Origin of the sequence: Desulfobacter sp. (assembly GCA_028768525.1) — a bacterium.
GTDB lineage: Bacteria > Desulfobacterota > Desulfobacteria > Desulfobacterales > Desulfobacteraceae > Desulfobacter.
Window position 1 is genome coordinate 1,611,441 of record CP054837.1, and the last position, 15,856, is coordinate 1,627,296.

General features: G+C 48.6%; 18 protein-coding genes and 1 pseudogene. 10 read left to right on the forward strand and 9 right to left on the reverse strand.

Features of this window, described 5'->3' with window-relative positions:
- Nucleotides 1-41: 41 nt before the first annotated feature.
- The 3 genes from HUN04_07375 to HUN04_07385 are packed head-to-tail and all read left to right on the forward strand — an operon-like array spanning nt 42 to nt 2,051.
- Entirely contained in the window at nt 42-422 is a 381-nt protein-coding gene (locus HUN04_07375) for a response regulator (GenBank protein WDP89550.1), read from the forward strand.
- Nucleotides 419-1,063 carry a hypothetical protein gene (locus HUN04_07380; protein WDP89551.1) on the forward strand — a complete coding sequence of 215 codons (645 nt, stop codon included), beginning with the start codon at nt 419-421 and terminating at the stop codon, nt 1,061-1,063. Before HUN04_07375 ends, HUN04_07380 begins: the two co-directional genes overlap by 4 nt.
- A complete protein-coding gene (locus HUN04_07385; protein WDP89552.1) occupies nt 1,056-2,051 on the forward strand; it encodes a diguanylate cyclase in 996 nt (331 codons plus the stop codon). Before HUN04_07380 ends, HUN04_07385 begins: the two co-directional genes overlap by 8 nt.
- 228 nt (nt 2,052-2,279) lie before the next feature.
- On the opposite strand, the gene HUN04_07390 is transcribed toward HUN04_07385, so the two are convergent.
- The 8 genes and pseudogenes from HUN04_07390 to HUN04_07425 form a co-directional block, all read right to left on the reverse strand.
- Complete coding sequence (locus tag HUN04_07390) at nt 2,280-2,561, reverse strand: tetratricopeptide repeat protein (GenBank protein WDP89553.1); 282 nt, start codon at nt 2,559-2,561, stop codon at nt 2,280-2,282.
- Entirely contained in the window at nt 2,524-2,772 is a 249-nt protein-coding gene (locus HUN04_07395; GenBank protein ID WDP89554.1) for a tetratricopeptide repeat protein, read from the reverse strand. The genes HUN04_07390 and HUN04_07395 overlap by 38 nt, the downstream gene beginning before the upstream one ends.
- Before the next feature lie 313 nt (nt 2,773-3,085).
- On the reverse strand, nt 3,086-3,289 hold the full coding sequence (locus tag HUN04_07400) for a cold-shock protein (GenBank protein WDP89555.1): 204 nt from the start codon (nt 3,287-3,289) through the stop codon (nt 3,086-3,088).
- A 492-nt stretch (nt 3,290-3,781) separates the two neighbouring features.
- Entirely contained in the window at nt 3,782-4,063 is a 282-nt protein-coding gene (locus HUN04_07405; protein ID WDP89556.1) for an RNA-binding protein, read from the reverse strand.
- Nucleotides 4,064-4,087: 24 nt separating this feature from the next.
- The gene (locus tag HUN04_07410; GenBank protein WDP89557.1) at nt 4,088-4,741 is read right to left on the reverse strand and encodes a methyltransferase; all 654 of its coding nucleotides are present in this window, start codon (nt 4,739-4,741) and stop codon (nt 4,088-4,090) included.
- A 9-nt stretch (nt 4,742-4,750) separates the two neighbouring features.
- Nucleotides 4,751-4,897: a hypothetical protein gene (locus HUN04_07415; GenBank protein ID WDP89558.1), complete on the reverse strand. Its 147-nt coding sequence runs from the start codon at nt 4,895-4,897 to the stop codon at nt 4,751-4,753.
- 639 nt (nt 4,898-5,536) lie between these two features.
- Nucleotides 5,537-5,760 (reverse strand): annotated as a pseudogene (locus tag HUN04_07420) (BCCT family transporter).
- Nucleotides 5,761-5,855: 95 nt separating this feature from the next.
- Nucleotides 5,856-6,749, reverse strand: coding sequence for a sugar phosphate isomerase/epimerase (locus HUN04_07425; GenBank protein WDP89559.1), 894 nt, complete (start codon nt 6,747-6,749; stop codon nt 5,856-5,858).
- Between the two features lie 129 nt (nt 6,750-6,878).
- Between HUN04_07425 and HUN04_07430 the strand changes: the two genes are divergently transcribed.
- The 6 genes from HUN04_07430 to HUN04_07455 all read left to right on the forward strand — a co-directional run bounded on the left by HUN04_07430 (nt 6,879) and on the right by HUN04_07455 (nt 14,181).
- Nucleotides 6,879-7,775: a LysR family transcriptional regulator gene (locus tag HUN04_07430; protein WDP89560.1), complete on the forward strand. Its 897-nt coding sequence runs from the start codon at nt 6,879-6,881 to the stop codon at nt 7,773-7,775.
- Nucleotides 7,776-7,883: 108 nt separating this feature from the next.
- A complete protein-coding gene (locus HUN04_07435) occupies nt 7,884-9,428 on the forward strand; it encodes a sigma 54-interacting transcriptional regulator (GenBank protein ID WDP89561.1) in 1,545 nt (514 codons plus the stop codon).
- A gap of 220 nt (nt 9,429-9,648) precedes the next feature.
- Nucleotides 9,649-11,073: a trimethylamine methyltransferase family protein gene (locus HUN04_07440; GenBank protein WDP89562.1), complete on the forward strand. Its 1,425-nt coding sequence runs from the start codon at nt 9,649-9,651 to the stop codon at nt 11,071-11,073.
- A gap of 9 nt (nt 11,074-11,082) precedes the next feature.
- A complete protein-coding gene (locus HUN04_07445) occupies nt 11,083-12,672 on the forward strand; it encodes a BCCT family transporter (GenBank protein ID WDP89563.1) in 1,590 nt (529 codons plus the stop codon).
- Nucleotides 12,673-12,732: 60 nt separating this feature from the next.
- Entirely contained in the window at nt 12,733-13,365 is a 633-nt protein-coding gene (locus HUN04_07450; GenBank protein ID WDP89564.1) for a corrinoid protein, read from the forward strand.
- A 15-nt stretch (nt 13,366-13,380) separates the two neighbouring features.
- Nucleotides 13,381-14,181, forward strand: coding sequence for a dihydropteroate synthase (locus HUN04_07455; GenBank protein WDP89565.1), 801 nt, complete (start codon nt 13,381-13,383; stop codon nt 14,179-14,181).
- A gap of 16 nt (nt 14,182-14,197) precedes the next feature.
- Here HUN04_07455 and HUN04_07460 read toward each other — a convergent pair whose 3' ends face one another.
- Entirely contained in the window at nt 14,198-15,241 is a 1,044-nt protein-coding gene (locus HUN04_07460) for an AraC family transcriptional regulator (protein ID WDP89566.1), read from the reverse strand.
- A gap of 176 nt (nt 15,242-15,417) precedes the next feature.
- On the opposite strand from HUN04_07460, the gene HUN04_07465 reads away from it, so the two are divergent.
- On the forward strand, nt 15,418-15,825 hold the full coding sequence (locus HUN04_07465; GenBank protein WDP89567.1) for a hypothetical protein: 408 nt from the start codon (nt 15,418-15,420) through the stop codon (nt 15,823-15,825).
- Nucleotides 15,826-15,856: the final 31 nt, after the last annotated feature.

Below are 15,856 nucleotides of genomic sequence, written 5' to 3' on the forward strand. Positions count from 1 at the left end.
CGATTTCCCAAACTTGCTTGACCAGACATAGGGGGTGGCCGATGAGCATTTCCGTATTGTTGGCAGATGACTCCAAATTCATCAGAAAGGCATTGAAAAAAGATCTTCCGGCGCTTTTTCCCGGAAAAGAACTCATGTTCACAGAAGCCGCCAACGGGGTCCAGGCCCTGGACCTTATATCCCACAAGGGATTCGACCTGGTTTTCCTGGACCTCACCATGCCGGAGAAAACCGGGTATCAGGTCCTGGAAGAATTAAAAGAAAAGGGCGTCCAGGCAACCATCATCGTGCTCACGGCAGATATACAGCCCGGTGCCGAAAAAATCGTAATGGACCTGGGGGCCTCGGGGTATATTAAAAAGGAGCGGCCTCTGAACCTGGCGCCCCTGGATCAGATCTTGAGGGACGGAGGCATATTATGACCCCCATCCGGTTTACAGAAGACCAATACGACATGCTCATGGAAGTGGTCAATCAGGCCATGGGCCTGGCCGGTGCAGACCTGGCAAAGCTCCTTAAATCATTTGTGGATCTGACCGTCCCGGCCATCGAAATCACGGCAGCCGAGCATGTTGTGGACAAAATTCTTGAAAGAAGCGTTTTCAGCGAGACGGAAACCGTGAGCCTCTTCCGCCAGACCTTTTCCAACCCGGCCCTAATGAAAGGCGAATCCATCGTCATTTTCAACCGGGAGACCCGGGAAAAGGTGGCAGAGATCCTGGGCTGCGCCGATGACGGGGAATGCATGGAAACCACGGATTTCATGATGGAGTTGAGCAACCTCATGGTGGGGGCCTGTTTGAACAGCATTTCGCAGCAGCTTTTCGGCCTGGCCATGCGTTTTTCGCCGCCGGAACCGGTATCCGAAGACAAATCCCTGCTGGAGTCCGTCTACGAACGGTTCAAGCGGCGCAAACTCAAATGGGACTACACCCTGATATCGAAAATCACCTTCACCCTAAAGGACCGGTCATTTAAGAGCGACCTTGTGATTTTCATCTCCCAGGAAGCCATTAAAACCATTAACGAGGCCCTGGACAAACTGCTGGCTGAATATGAATAGAATCGAAATCAACAATATCGATACCCTGAGGAATATCATCCAGCACCTGAACATCGGTGTGGCCGCCCTGGACGAAGAAAACCGGGTGGTGGCATGGAACCTTTTCCTGGCTGAGCACAGCAATATCACGGCCAAGGCCATTATGGGCCGCGACATTTTCGAGGTATTCCCCGACCTGCCCAGGCCGTGGATGGAACTGAAATTAAGAAGCGTCCGGCTGATCAAAAACTATTCTTTTGTTTCCTGGACCCGCCGACCCTATCTGTTCCGCTTTAAAAACAAGGACATGATGCAAAATCCCCACATTGAATACATGCATCAGGACTGCACCTTTATCCCGGTAACCGATACGGACACCGGCCACAACTACGTCTGCATCACCATCACCGACATGACCGAATCCGCCGCCTCCCACTTTGAACTGGCGGAAATCAGGGACATCAACAAAACCCTGGAGCAGATGACCAGCCATGACGGCCTTACCGCCCTCTATAACAAGGCCTATATTGAAAACCAGGCCAACCTGGAATTCAACAGGGCCAAACGGTACAACACCCCGTTTTCCATTGTCTTTTTCGACATTGATCACTTTAAAAAGGTCAACGACACCTACGGCCATCTCGGCGGTGACGAGGTATTAAAAGACATATCCCGCCTCATTGACAACCGGCTGAGGGAAACCGATTTTCTTGGACGCTACGGGGGAGAAGAATTCCTTTTGCTTCTTCCCGAAACAAAAGAAGCCCAGGCCATCCTACTGGCAGAACGGATGAGACAGGCCGTGGAAGAGGCCGTCACCTGGTTTGAAGACCGGGAAATCCGGGTAACCATCAGCCTGGGCCTCGTGGAATTCCGGCCGGATATAAAAAGCCATCTGCAGATGATCCACGAAGCGGATATCGCATTGTATCACTCCAAGGCAAACGGCAGGAATACGGTCAGCCGCTATGGGGAGGATGGAAGCGTATCCGCCGCTTCAGCCTCCTGAGCCCTTCTGAAGCTGAAAGCAAGGCCGTACCGGGACGACATTATCGCCAATGGCGTCCCGGTTTTCAACTTATATTATCCCCATCATAATTTGCATTATTGAAACCGAGCCTTGTGTCTACAACACGGAGAAAGCCGTAGAGTTAGGCATGCATACTTGATCTATTATTAGTGATGGCCGCCGACCTTCAAATAGTCCTGTTCCATCCCGCACTTCATAACGAATTAACTATTCCGGAAGACCGGCTTCACGCAATTTATTCATAATGAGATCTTGATCTTCTTTATTTTTTATGGGCCAGGTTTCAATGCTTGCGATTTTAAAAGCTGGGTCTTGTCTGAGTATTTCCTCGGCTTCAGTCTTTGCGAATTTCTTTTGCCCTGATAGACTATATGCAACTATTAAACGGATACGGGCCGTTGTGTCAGCCGGATTGTTGGTCAAAACTGTTTTGAGGTGTTCGATGGCCTCTTCATATTCTCCTAAATAAATTAAACTGTGACTCAGCATCGTTAACAGTTAAAATCCAGTTTTCGGTTCTCGGATCAAGGCGTATCGCTTTCTCAAACCATTTTATAGACTCTTTGTATCTTGCTGCGTAGGCCAAGGTACGGCCTAATTGTGCGGCTGCTTTTGAATTTCCAGGGTTTAAGGCAACCGCCTGTTCCCCCTTATCAATCGCCTGTTGATATTGTTTTTTAAACAAATAGATGGCCCCCATCAGGAGGTGACCAGATGTTAAAGATGCATCTAATTCAATAGCCTTGTGAGATAACTGCCAAGCCGTTGATATAGAATCCTTGGGCGACTGGCTCAAGCCAAAACGTATATCAAATATGTGGGTCCAACCCAGGTATACGTAAGGAGAGGGGAATGACGGGTCTAACTCAATTACACAGAATGGCTTCCAGGCTCTTTCTCTGGAAATATCGTCGTTTTTCCAAAAAACAAAAAGACCCCAAACGATTTTCCGTTTAGGGTCTTTTAATTTTCAAGCCATCAAGATGGCTTTTTCACGCAATTAAAATGGTCGACTAAACCACGGTTACGTTTGCAGCTGCAGGACCTTTCTGGCCTTCTTCAATGTCGAATGTAACGCTATCCCCTTCATTGAGGGATTTAAAACCGGTGGCATTAATTGCTGAATGATGTACAAAAACATCTTTTCCACCGTCTTGCTGTTCGATAAATCCAAAACCTTTTGTGTCGTTAAACCATTTTACGATACCATTAGCCATATTGGCAATCTCCTAAAAAAAATAAAAAAACGAGTTTCTAACTTTGGGAATAAAACCGATTTCATCGTCGGAAATGTATACCTTCGGAGGGAAACTTCTGTGCTAAAACAATTTTGCACAGTTCGGCTAAGATATAGGAATGGAGATCGTAAGTCAAGCAATAAAAATTAAAAAGCTTATAATCTCAATTATTTATTTTCGCCTCCTGATCCAAAGGCCAAAGAATTAATAGGTCATATCACCCGTATCTGAATACGTCTTCCCCCCTTGCCCATTGACCTATGGGGTCTGGATTCGTCAGGCAATCGGACATTGCATTATGAAGTAATAAGGTATTTGACTGGAGTGCTCTTTGTGGTTTGGCGTAACATTTCTTCAAATTCATTTTCCCGGCTGGGCTAATTCGGCATATTTATATTGCTCCGCTCAAGTAAGAAAGGCCTATGGGTCAAAAAGTACGGCGTAGACTTACATATCTCATTGGTTTTAGGTTTAGTATCTTCTTTTTCTAAATTGTTTTTTCTTTTTCTTGGCACCGGAATCTGCGTGATTCACTTTTATGGGTCTTTTATCAACCACATTTCCGTTCAGGGCCTTAATGGCTTTGTCTGCTTCTGAATTGCTTGGCATTTCAACAAAACCGAAACCCTTTGAGTGTCCGTTGAACCTGTTCTTTATGATCTTTACGCTTTCCACCTCGCCAAAGGCTTCAAACATCTGCCTGAGATCGTTTTCAGTCATCTGGTCTGTAAAATTTCCAACATAAATATTCATTCGTACTTCCTTTCATTTTATAATCTATCTGGCATAAAATATGATCCAGCCTTTAAAATTTTTGTCCAGGTAATCTGTATTCTGGGATTTAATGCGGGTATGAGAATAACCAAGAGTTGCCATTTTTTTGCTGAATTTTGCGTGATATCCCCGGCCGGGATCCACGATAACCACTTCGCAGTGGCGGCGGCCGTGTTGGTTGATAAATGCGCCTAAAAGCTCAACATGTTCAGTCTCGTAAAGAAGATCAGAGCCGATGATTAGATCAAAGGTACCGAGTCCGCCATGGGTCAAATTCTGCCATCCGGTCCGCACAAAGGGAATGGTCTCCCCACCGTTCAGATCAGCATTGTAATTAAGAAACCGCTCTGTTTCAGGATGATGGTCCGTGGCTGTAATATCTGCTGATCGTTTGTTTAGTACAAGGCTTGCTAAACCGATTCCGCATCCCACCTCCAGTATGCGTTTTCCCTGAATCTGGTAATCCGGCATTAAGTGAGCGAGTACTTCACCCGAAGGCCAGGTTACACAGAAAATCGGCCAGGCAGCGGAAGAAATCCCCAGTTTTTTTGCTATACCGTTATCATCATCAAACTGGCGAATATCTCTTAGCATGCGGATGTGAATATCCATTCCCCCGATTTCAAGTGTTGTGTAACGGCCCCGGACGTCCGACATAAGTATCTCCTATTCGGATTCATCCAGTTTAGAGGTGGTCTCATCTTCAACCTGTTGCTTCTTTTCAAGTTTTCGCCGTTTTTTATCTTGTTTCTTCTTTTTTTTGGCCAGTTCTTTTTGGCGTTTTTCAAACGTATATTTATTTTTGACTGACATACACCACTCCTTTCGTAGTTTATCCGATCCATCTCACGGTCTATCGTCCCTCAACACCAAAGCGTGATTAAATATCAGGGTGGAAGACAAACTATGTGAATCCTTTAATATTCCGAAATCAGGGAATGTTCATCCAACGCCGTTCCTGACTGCCGACAGATTCATCATCCGTATACAATTTGTATTTAGTGAAAAAAGTAAGTGGTGGCTTAAGGATCACCAATTTGGAAAAGACATTAAAAACGTTTCCAACAAAATCACCATACGGTTTTCACGGTTAAATGTTTGGTAAAAACTTCAACGGTAACGTACGATGTTTGTCAGACAACGTTGTCAGCGAGGACTGCCTGAAAGAAATAATCTTACAGGGAATGTGTCTTTACAATGATAAAGGCAAATTATGGTACACTAACAGAAAGGAATTGCAAACTATTTGTTTTGTATCTCTCGAGATCCTGGTTGAAAAGAAGATGACTTTTGTTGATCATTCAGGCTTTTTGAATATTGAACAAGCTCACGCTGGAAATGTCTCAGAGACTGAATGACGCATCTTATATGAGATAATTTAGCAGTTATTTCTATTGTTATCCTATTTTTTGAGTAAAATCAAAATGAGCATTATGTCTATTATCTATCGCTTCAGCACATGAGATTGGCGTCTGCCATGGACTCCAGATAGATTGCACCGCCGCCAAAGGTAACGAACCAGGCCAGGCTGAATAGGGCCGGTGCAAGTACATTTACGCACATGAATTCCCTATGGTACGGCCGTAGGAACTTTTCGCCAGGAAAACGCCTAAAATCGGTGCTAAGGATAACCACCAGGCCCAGTAAAAAACGGTCCAATTGTCAACCCACCGGCTGCCCTTTGTAAATGTACAGCATAATTAAATAATAACATGAGGGGACTCCTTAGAATTTAGAACTTAATTTTCGGTTCAAGCGATCCAAGAACACATTATTTACCGATGCCCAGAACGTTCCTGGCATACTTGATGCTCCTGATACAGGCGTCCATTTCTTTTTTTCTGGCAACTTCGACGGGGTCCTTTCCCATGTCCCACTCAATTTCAAAGGTGATTCTGTCTGTCGGGGAGTGATCACGTATGGTCTTATAGGTTTTAAAACAGTCGATATCACCATCCCCTAGAGCCACCCCGTGGAAGCGGATACCAAACTGATCCCTGTCTAATTTGTGATCGCAGAAATGATTTGAAAAAGCGAATGGTGCAAGCTTTTCCACGGCCGTTTCCGGATTTTCCAATACGCCCATGGAATTTACGGTATCGACACAGGCGCCAACCAGAGGATGGTCAATCCTGTCAATCAGCCAGAGGATCTCATCGGCAAATGTTTCCGTGTGGTTTTCAAGGGCCAGCCGGATTCCCGTTTCTTCCAGCAGTGGAATGGCGGCCTTTACTTCATCATGGACATCGCAGAGCTGTCTCATGACCTCAGGATGGAAACAGCTGCCGTAAAGCGGGCGCGGACGACGGATATCCAGACTGAGTTTGGCAAGGTCCGCACCGATTTTTTGCGCGATTTTAATACCGTCAACAACGGTATCGGTGAGTCTTGAATCAAACTCTTCGTCCAGGGAAAAATTATACTCCAGGTAAAGCCCTTTGTCCGCTGCAGCCTTTCTGACTTCTTCCAGTCTTTGATCATCCTTGCTTTCCAGGTCGCAGCCGGTAATATGGAGACCGTCAAGGCCCCATTCCACGGCTTTATCCATCAATTGTATCAGGTTCATTTCTTTGGGCCGTGGATCGGCCTGGATTCCCCAATTTTGACCAAGACCCCATAAATGAAGTGTATACGTATGCAGCCCCAGTTTCATTTTTTTTGCCATGGTAAACATCCTTTTTAATTTTAATGGATTGACATCGCCATTAAAGGTAGTTGAAGGTTGAATGATAAGTCAAATTAATATATTTTATTATTATGATGATTATTTTTAATGAATAATGGGTGGATTCTAATGAATATTGATCAGCTTAAGACTTACATTGCCGTGGTTGAAACCGGCAGTTTTACCAAGGCGGCAAAAACCGTTCATCTGACCCAGTCTGCAGTAAGCCTACAAATAAAGCGACTGGAAGAGGAGCTTGGGATTTCCCTTCTGACACGTATTGCCAAAACCGTTAAGCTGACCGGTGCAGGCAAAGATTTGCTCGCCTATGCCAGAAAGATTATTCAGACCCATGATGAAGCCGTTTTAACAATTTCCAACCGGGAGCTGCTCGGACATATCAGAATCGGTGCCCCTGAGGATTATATTTCACCTTTTCTTACACGCATCTTATCCCGATTTTCCAAAGAGCATCCCCAGGTAAAAGTCGATGTAATCAGCAATTTGAGCGTTAATTTAAAAAGGGCCGTAGACCAGGCGGATCTGGATTTTGCACTGTGTACCGAAATGCGGGAGGGCGGCACCGTTGTTTTTCGAGAACCACTGGCCTGGATCAGTTCCGAAAAGTACAAACAGCATACAATCACTGACCCGCTCCCTCTGGCCGTGTCATATGAGGGATGTCCATACCGACGGTGGGCCATGGGCAGCCTTGAAGCGGCCGGTCGCGAATTTCGTATCAATTACAACAGCCCTACAAGTACAGGAATTATGGCGGCGGTCCGGGTCGGTTTTGCCGTGGCTATTCTCGGCGTCACCAATATACCGGAAGATTTAATCCTCATCGGCGAAGCGCACAGGTTCCCGCCCCTGCCCATGGCACATATCACCCTCCACAGAGCCCCCATGCCATCCAGCCCCCTGCTGCTTGCCTTTGAAACCTGTATTCGGGAAACTTTCAAAGAAGTCCAGGATGAACTTCAGGTGCAGTTGGCATCTGGTATCAGGGTCAAATTTCCTGACTAGGCACCCACACAGAGCCGTCATGCCATCCAGCCCCTTGCTGCTTGCCTTTGAAACCTGTATTGTGGCAATACTTGATTTCGGCGATATGGGAAAGATGGGATAAATAAAATGGTTGCACACAAAGAACTGCTGGAAGATATGGGATTGGACCTGCCTGCCATGATTTCGATCTGGGAAGATTACCAGGAAGGGATTGTTATTTCCAATTATGAAGGCCGGGTGGCTTTTTATAATAAAAAAGCCGCGCAAATGGATGACCTCAAAGCTGAATCAATCATTGGAAAAAAAGTAACAGATATGTACCTGATTGATGACGGGATCAGTCCGACCATCAAATGCATCAATACCCGGAAAAGAGTGGCCAACCTGGCCTGTTTTTACCGGACCAATTTAGGGAAAATGGTAAATTCCATCTGTAATGTATTCCCTGTTTTTCATCAGGGAAATTTCAAAGGCGCATTCTGCTCCATGCAGGAGTATGCCACCTTAAAAAGAACCATCGAAAAGGCCAGCCATCCCCGGATGGTAAAAGATATGCAAAAAGCCTTTTACATCAACACCCGGCATAAGGAAAAGATGCAGCCCAACGGCACCCGGTTTACCTTTGACCATATTATAGGGGATGATCCCTCTCTTTTAAGGGCAAAGGCCTATGCCAGGAAGGCCTCTGATTCGCCGTCCTCCATTATCCTGTCCGGCGAGACCGGCACAGGGAAAGAGCTTTTTGCCCAGTCCATCCACAATTCAAGCCCAAGACAGAATGCGCCTTATGTGGCCATTAACTGTGCTGCCATCCCTGAACATCTGCTGGAGGGGATATTGTTCGGGACATCCAAGGGTGCCTTTACCGGTGCCACAGACAAGGCAGGGCTTTTTGAGACGGCCAACGGCGGGACCCTGCTGCTGGATGAAATAAATTCCATGCCATTGGGCCTTCAGGTAAAACTTCTAAGGGTCCTGCAGGAAAGGCAGGTCCGGCGTGTAGGGGCCTCTAAAGAGACATCCATTGACCTTAAAATCGTCAGCACCACCAATGAAGATTTAAAAGCCGCCTGTAGCCAGGGGAATTTCCGTATGGATATGATGTACAGACTGGGGGCTGTTTATATTGAAATTCCGCCGTTAAGGGACCGGCCCGGTGATATTGAGATTCTGGTTCGCCATTTCCTTGATAAGTACAATCTGGCCTTTAAAAGAAAAATCATTGGTGTTTCCGATGAGGCACTGGATTTGTTTTTATCCTACCACTGGCCGGGCAATGTCCGGGAGCTGGCACATATTATTGAAGGGGCCATGAATATGGTGGGGGACATGGATGTGATCGGCAAAGAACACCTGGCCTTGTTTGTGGGCCATTTCCCCCAATTGGCTGAGCAGGAGCCAGAACCTGGCCCCCTTATTGGCAGGCCGTCCAGGGAATCAGGGGAAAGAGAAGGCACCACTGACCACCATCCAGCCCTGGTTCCCCCGATCCTGGCCGGCCAGAGTCTTTCAGATGCTTTAACAGCCTATGAAATTGCAGCCCTGACCCATGTTCTCGACCAGACCAAAGGCAATGCGTCTGAGGCTGCCCGCCGACTGTCCATTTCCCCTCAGCTAATGCACCATAAATTGAAAAAATTTCATATTGATCCCAAGGATTTTAAAATTTAAAAAATATTTTAAATTTCATACGGCAGTTTAAAATATTTTTTAAATCTCTGCAAAAATCAAATATTTTTTAATTCTCTTCTTTTCCTTAAAGCCCTTAATCAAAGGGCTTTTCCTGAAAAAGCCTTTCCTGTTCAAAATGGTATGCCCATTGCAATACCTGGTGGCGTATTGCCAATGACGGGCAAAGGGTAAACATTAATAAAGCTTAAGGATAAATATCATGTATGATCGTATGCAGACATTAGATGAATCCTCCTTCCAAAAAATCCACAACGCCACCATGGAAATTTTGGAAAATACCGGGGTGACATTTAACGAATCAGAAGCGCTGTCTATTTTTAAGGAAAACGGATTCAAGGTCGAGGGCAGCACTGTTTTTTTCAAGGAAGCTGATATCAAAAAAGCCATTGATTCTGCGCCCTCCCGGTTCAAAGTTCATGCCAGAAATCCTGAAAAAAGCGTAACCATTGGAGAGGATGATTTTGTATTTCTGCCGGCCTATGGCGCGCCTTTCATTGCCGAGGCCGACGGTTCACAGCGTCCCGGCACCATGGAAGATTATGATAACTTCTGCAAACTGGTCCAGACCTCTCCCCATCTTAACATGAACGGATATATCATGGTGGAGCCTTCGGATGTGCCACCGGAGACTTCCGGCCTGGATATGGTCCTGTCCAACATCCTGCTCTGTGACAAGCCCTTTATGGGATGCCAGACCAACAAGGAAATTGCCAGGGACCTGGTGGAAATGTGTGCCATTGTGTTTTGCGGCGGGGATAAGGAAAAACTTAAAGAAATGCCCGTATCCGTATCTTTGATCAATGCCCTTTCTCCGTTGCAGTTTTCAGAGGAGATGGTTGGTGCACTGGTTGAGCTTGCCAGGTACGGACAGCCCATGGTCATCGCCAACATGGTAATGGGGGGAACCAGCGGCCCGGTTACCCTTCCCGGCATGATGGCCGTAATCAATGCCGAAGTCCTGGCAGGACTTTGCCTTGCCCAGGTGATCAACCCCGGCACCCCGGTGATTTACGGGTCCACGTCCACACCGACCCATATGAAAACCGGTACGGCGGCAGTGGGGTCTCCTGAAACCGCCATGCTGATCTCCATGACTGCCCAGATGGCCAGATTTTACAATTTGCCCTGCAGGAGCGGGGGAGGGCTCAATGACTCCCATGTTGTGGATGCCCAGGCCGCCTGCGAAGCAACCATGAACCTGATGACAGCGGCCAGGAACGGGGTGAATTTTGTTCTCCATGCCTGCGGCCAGATGGCCGGCCATATTTCCATGAGTTTTGAAAAATTCATGGTGGATGAGGAATTCTGCGGAATGCTCCGCCGGATGTTTACCCCCATGGCGGTTAATGACGAGACCCTGGACCTTGAGACCATCAAGACTGTGGGCATTGGCGGCCATTACCTCATGCAGCCCTCCACCTTTAAACGGTGCCGGACCGAATACCACAGCCAGGGGCTTTTCAACCGGGATAATTTTGATTCATGGACTGCAGCAGGATCAAAAAGTGCTGCCCAGGCTGCTTCTGACAAGATTGCCCAGCGCCTTGAAAGCTATGAAAGACCTGAGATTGATTCTGCCATAGAAAATGCACTTAGGGATTATGTTGCAAGCCGTAAAGCATAGGAGAGAGAAATGAACGAAATCGCTATTAAACAGACACGTGCAAACAAAGGCCTGGCAGCCCTTGTTAATAAGCCGGTATTTTACCCGCCGGCCCTGCTTCTGGCTGCTGTGGTCCTTTTCGGGGCATTTTTCCCGGAGCAGCTGGGCGTCGCCGCCAACGCGGCCTTTGCCTTTTGCATTAAATACTTTTCCTGGTTCTACTCCCTTGGGGTCAGCATCCTCTTTGCCTTTGTCCTCTGGGCGGGCTTAGGGAAGTACGGCAACATCCGTCTGGGCGGCCCTGATGCCAAGCCGGAAATGTCCTTTTTTTCCTGGTTCGCCATCGCCCTGACCTCGGGCATTGCCATCGGCATCGTATTCTACGGGGTGGCCGAACCTTTAGGCAACTACACCAGCCCCGCCGGATTCACCGGCCTTGAAGCCCGGAGCGCCCTGGCCGCCGAAGGTGCACTGCGTACCGTGTTCCTGCACTGGGGATTTCACCCCTATGCCATCTACACCTCCTTCGGGCTGTTCATCGCCTTCCTCTTTTATAATAGGAAAAAGCCCTTTAAAATCTCCACCGGCCTCTATCCCCTTCTGGGTGACAAGGTCAACGGCCTGGCCGGCAACCTCATCGATGCCCTGTGCATCTTCTCCATTGTGGCCGGCATCGGCACCTCCCTGGGGTTGGGCGCCATGCAGCTGGCCGGCGGTATTGAATACGTGGCAGGTTCCCCCATGGGTTCGGTGCTCATGCTCTGGCTGGGGATCATCGCCGCCATGGCCGTCTTCTATATCGCTGCGGCCTGCACCGGACTGCACAAGGGGATCAAACTGATCTCCAGTCTCAATGTGTATATTTACATCGCCCTGCTGGTATGGGTGTTCCTCTTCGGCCCCACCCTTTACATCCTCAACAACACCAACTCTGCCCTGGGGGATTATCTCTCCTCCTTCCTGCGGCAGTCCATGTATCTGGAACCGACCCTTCAGACTGGCTGGGTGGGCGGATGGACCATTTTCTACTGGTCCTGGTGGCTGGCCTTTGCCCCCATGGTGGGCCTCTTCCTTGTGAAGCTTGCCAAGGGCAGAACCATAAAGGAATTTGTCCTGGTGAATTTCTTTGCCCCCACTCTCTTTGCCGTGGTCTGGTTCGGCATCTTCGGCAGCGCCGCCATCCACATGGAGCACTTCCAGGGCATTGAACTGGCCAAGGAGATTGCCGACGGCGGCACCCAGGTGGCCTTGTTCGCCTTCCTGAAAAACCTGCCCATGACCGGCCTGCTGAACATCCTGGGCTTTCTGGCCATTGTGTTCTCCTTTGTCACCCTGGCCGAATCCATGACCCTGACCCTTGCCAATATGACATCGGCCGAATCGGCAGGCGATGAAGACAAAAATAATGAAAAGAGCGAGCAGGACGCCCCCAATATCCTCAAAATATTCTGGGGAGCGCTCATGGCCGGTATGGCCTTTGTCCTGCTCATGAGCGGGGGGCTCAAATCCCTGCAGACTGCCGTGGTGGTCTGCGGTCTGCCCATCCTTCTGATGGGCCTGTGCATGGCCGCCGGTTACATTAAAGAGATGAAAACATCCGGGGGGAAACATTTGATATAACCCTCCCCCTATCAACGGCTACCCCAAAATAGACATACACACTTTTTTAAGGAGACAAAAATGACTGATTTAAATGAAATGACCAGTGCCCTTGTTGCCTGTAACTCAGAAAAGTTGACCGCCCTTGTCAATGACGCCCTGTCCGCCGGCACCCCGGCACAGGAAATCCTTAACAAGGGGCTAATCTCCGGCATGGACATCGTGGGTGAAAAAATGGAATCCGGAGATATGTTCATCCCCGAAGTACTCATGGCCGCTCAGGCCATGGCCGGCTGTGTGGAGATCCTCAAACCCCTGCTGGGAGACGAAGACGCCTCCGGCGGCCTTAATGTCATCATCGGTACCGTCAAGGGTGATCTCCACGACATCGGGAAAAATCTGGTGGCCATGATGATGGAAAGCGCAGGTATGACTGTCTATGACCTGGGCGTGGACATCCCCCCTGAAAATTTCGTTGCGGAAATTAAAGAAAAAAACGCCCGTCTTGTATGTCTCTCAGCACTGCTTACCACCACCATGCCTGCCATGAAACAGACCGTGGATGCCATTGTGGAAGCCGGATTGAGAGAAGACGTAAAAATCCTGGTAGGCGGGGCCCCGGTTACCCAGGCCTTTGCAGATGAAATCGGAGCCGACGGATTTGCCGCCGACGCCGGGTCCGCTTCTAAACTCGCGAAGCAACTGGCAGCTTAAGGGGGGATGGCCAAAATGTTTGAAGTTATTGGAGAACGAATCAACACCTCCCGAAAACTGGTTCAGGCCGCCGTTGCAGAACGGAATGCAGACTACATTATTGACGACGTAAAAAAACAGCAGGAAGCGGGAGCAACATATATTGATGTGAATGCCGGTGCCCGCATCGGCCATGAGGAAGAGGATATGCGCTGGCTTCTGGACACAATACAACCCGTTTGTACAATCCCATTAGCCTTGGACAGTCCAGATCCAGCCATCCTCGAAATGGCTTTTTCCATGGTGAACCAGACCCCCATGGTCAACTCCATTTCACTGGAAAAGGAACGGTTTGACGCCATGATGCCCTTTCTGGACGGAAAAGAGTGCAAGATCATCGCCCTGTGCATGGACGATGCCGGCATGCCCGAATCCAGCAACGACATCCTGGACCGGGCCAAAACCCTGGTCAAGGAGCTCAACGGCATCGGCATCCCCACGGCCAATATCTATGTGGATCCCCTTGTCCAGCCCATCTCCACCGACTCCAACAAAGGGATGATGGTTCTGGATGCGGTACGGTCCATAAAAGCAGCATTCCCGGAAGTCCACATCACCGGCGGGCTGTCCAATATTTCCTACGGACTGCCCCAGCGCCACATCATCAACCGGACCTTTGTGACCCTGATGATGGATGCGGGCATGGATTCAGCCATTATTGACCCGCTTGATAAAAAAATCATGGCTACCATCCGCACTGCTGACATGCTTCTGGGTAAAGACCAGTTCTGTATGGAATACCTCAAAGGCGTTCGCTCTGGTGCGATTGAAAGTTAAAAGCCCCCTCTTTACATTACCCTGCTTCTAATCCTTGGGAGCAGGGTTTGGGGGTGTGGTGAATATTTTTTCTGAACTCGCCCGGACTCTGCCCGTACCATCGTTTAAAAGCGTGGTGAAAGGTACTGGGTTCTGTAAACCCGATCAGATATGCGGTCTGGCTGGCGCTCAAGCCCTGGATGAGATACTGCTTGGCCAGGTCCCTGCGGGTCTGGGTGAGCAGGGTTCTGAAAGTGATTCCCTCTTTTTTCAGGCGGCGGTGAAGGGTGGAGCGGTCCATGTTCATGGCATCTGATACCATCTGAACACTGATTCTCCCTGTGTGGAGTTTCTTGGATATCAGCGCCCCCACCCTTTGTTTCATGGAGGGATGTTCCGAATACTTGGCCACAATGCCGTCGGCATGTTTTTTCAAAATCGCCTTGAGATAGGGATCCGGAGAGAGAACCGGGCGCATCATATCCTCTTTTTTCACCATCATCAGATTTTCGTCCATGCCGAAATGGACCGGACAGCCAAGGATTTTTTGATATTCATCCCTGTATCCCGGGTCCTTGTGTTTGAACCAGACGGCCACAGGGGTGAAATCCAGGCCCGACATCTTTCGGGCACAGTCAATTACATAGGAGAAATGGTGTTCGGGGATCCACTTGTTTTCATACTCCGGCGATGAACAGGAATAAGTGCAGACAAAAATATCTTCCCGTTCATGGATCCGGGCCCGGTCTGTATCGTTGACCAGCATGGCATAATCCGACCATGCTTTTGCCGCTTCCAGAAGGGTGTCGGAATTTTTAGCGATCATTATGGTAAAATGCATGTAATTCTTTCCGTAGTCCTGCCTCAGATGAAGCCCGATGGCAGGATCTTTTGTGACCTCTTCGGCAATCTGCCACAGGGTCAGAAACTGATCCATAAAAATGCGGGTGTCCGGGTCATCCATTCCGGACCGGTCAATGCCGGTCCGAGCCTCTATCTGCTCAACAGAGAGCCCGTGATCCCTTAAAAGGTCAAATAATGCCAGGATGGCTACGGCTGAAGTGGTTTGTCTTTGGCCCATGGCTTTTTACATATACAATTGCCCGGATGAAATCAAGATTCCGGCCCGGGCCTGAATCCTTTTGTTGAATCTGACCGTCCATGCAACCAATTGCCAAAAAAAATGACCTTGTGAACCATTTTTTAAATCATCTCCTTTTAGTATCCTGACCCTATAATTCATACAAAGGAGGCAATATGAGGCAGATCGTTTTATTTTCCCTTTTAGTTTTCTTTTTGGCGGCCTGCCGCAACCCGGCCCCCCAGTCAGATGCAAATGATGCAGACACTCAGGGCCATACCTCTCCCACTGAAGCAACAGTCCGGATCAATGCGGAATTCGCCAAAAAACTGGACCTGGAGAATCCAGGCGATTTTCAAACCGCAACCCAGGGACTTGTGGGACAGGATCCTGATTTAAGGGTCAAAAGCCGGTCCGGAGAGGTGATCTGGGATATGCCTGCCTATGGGTTCATTGAAGGCCCTGCCCCGTCCAGCGTAAATCCCAGCCTTTGGCGCCAGGCCAGGCTGAACAATATCCATGGGCTTTTCAAGGTCACCGACGGCATTTATCAGGTCCGGGGCCATGACCTGGCCAATATGTGATCAGCGTCATTTATAATTCCCGCCAAACGAC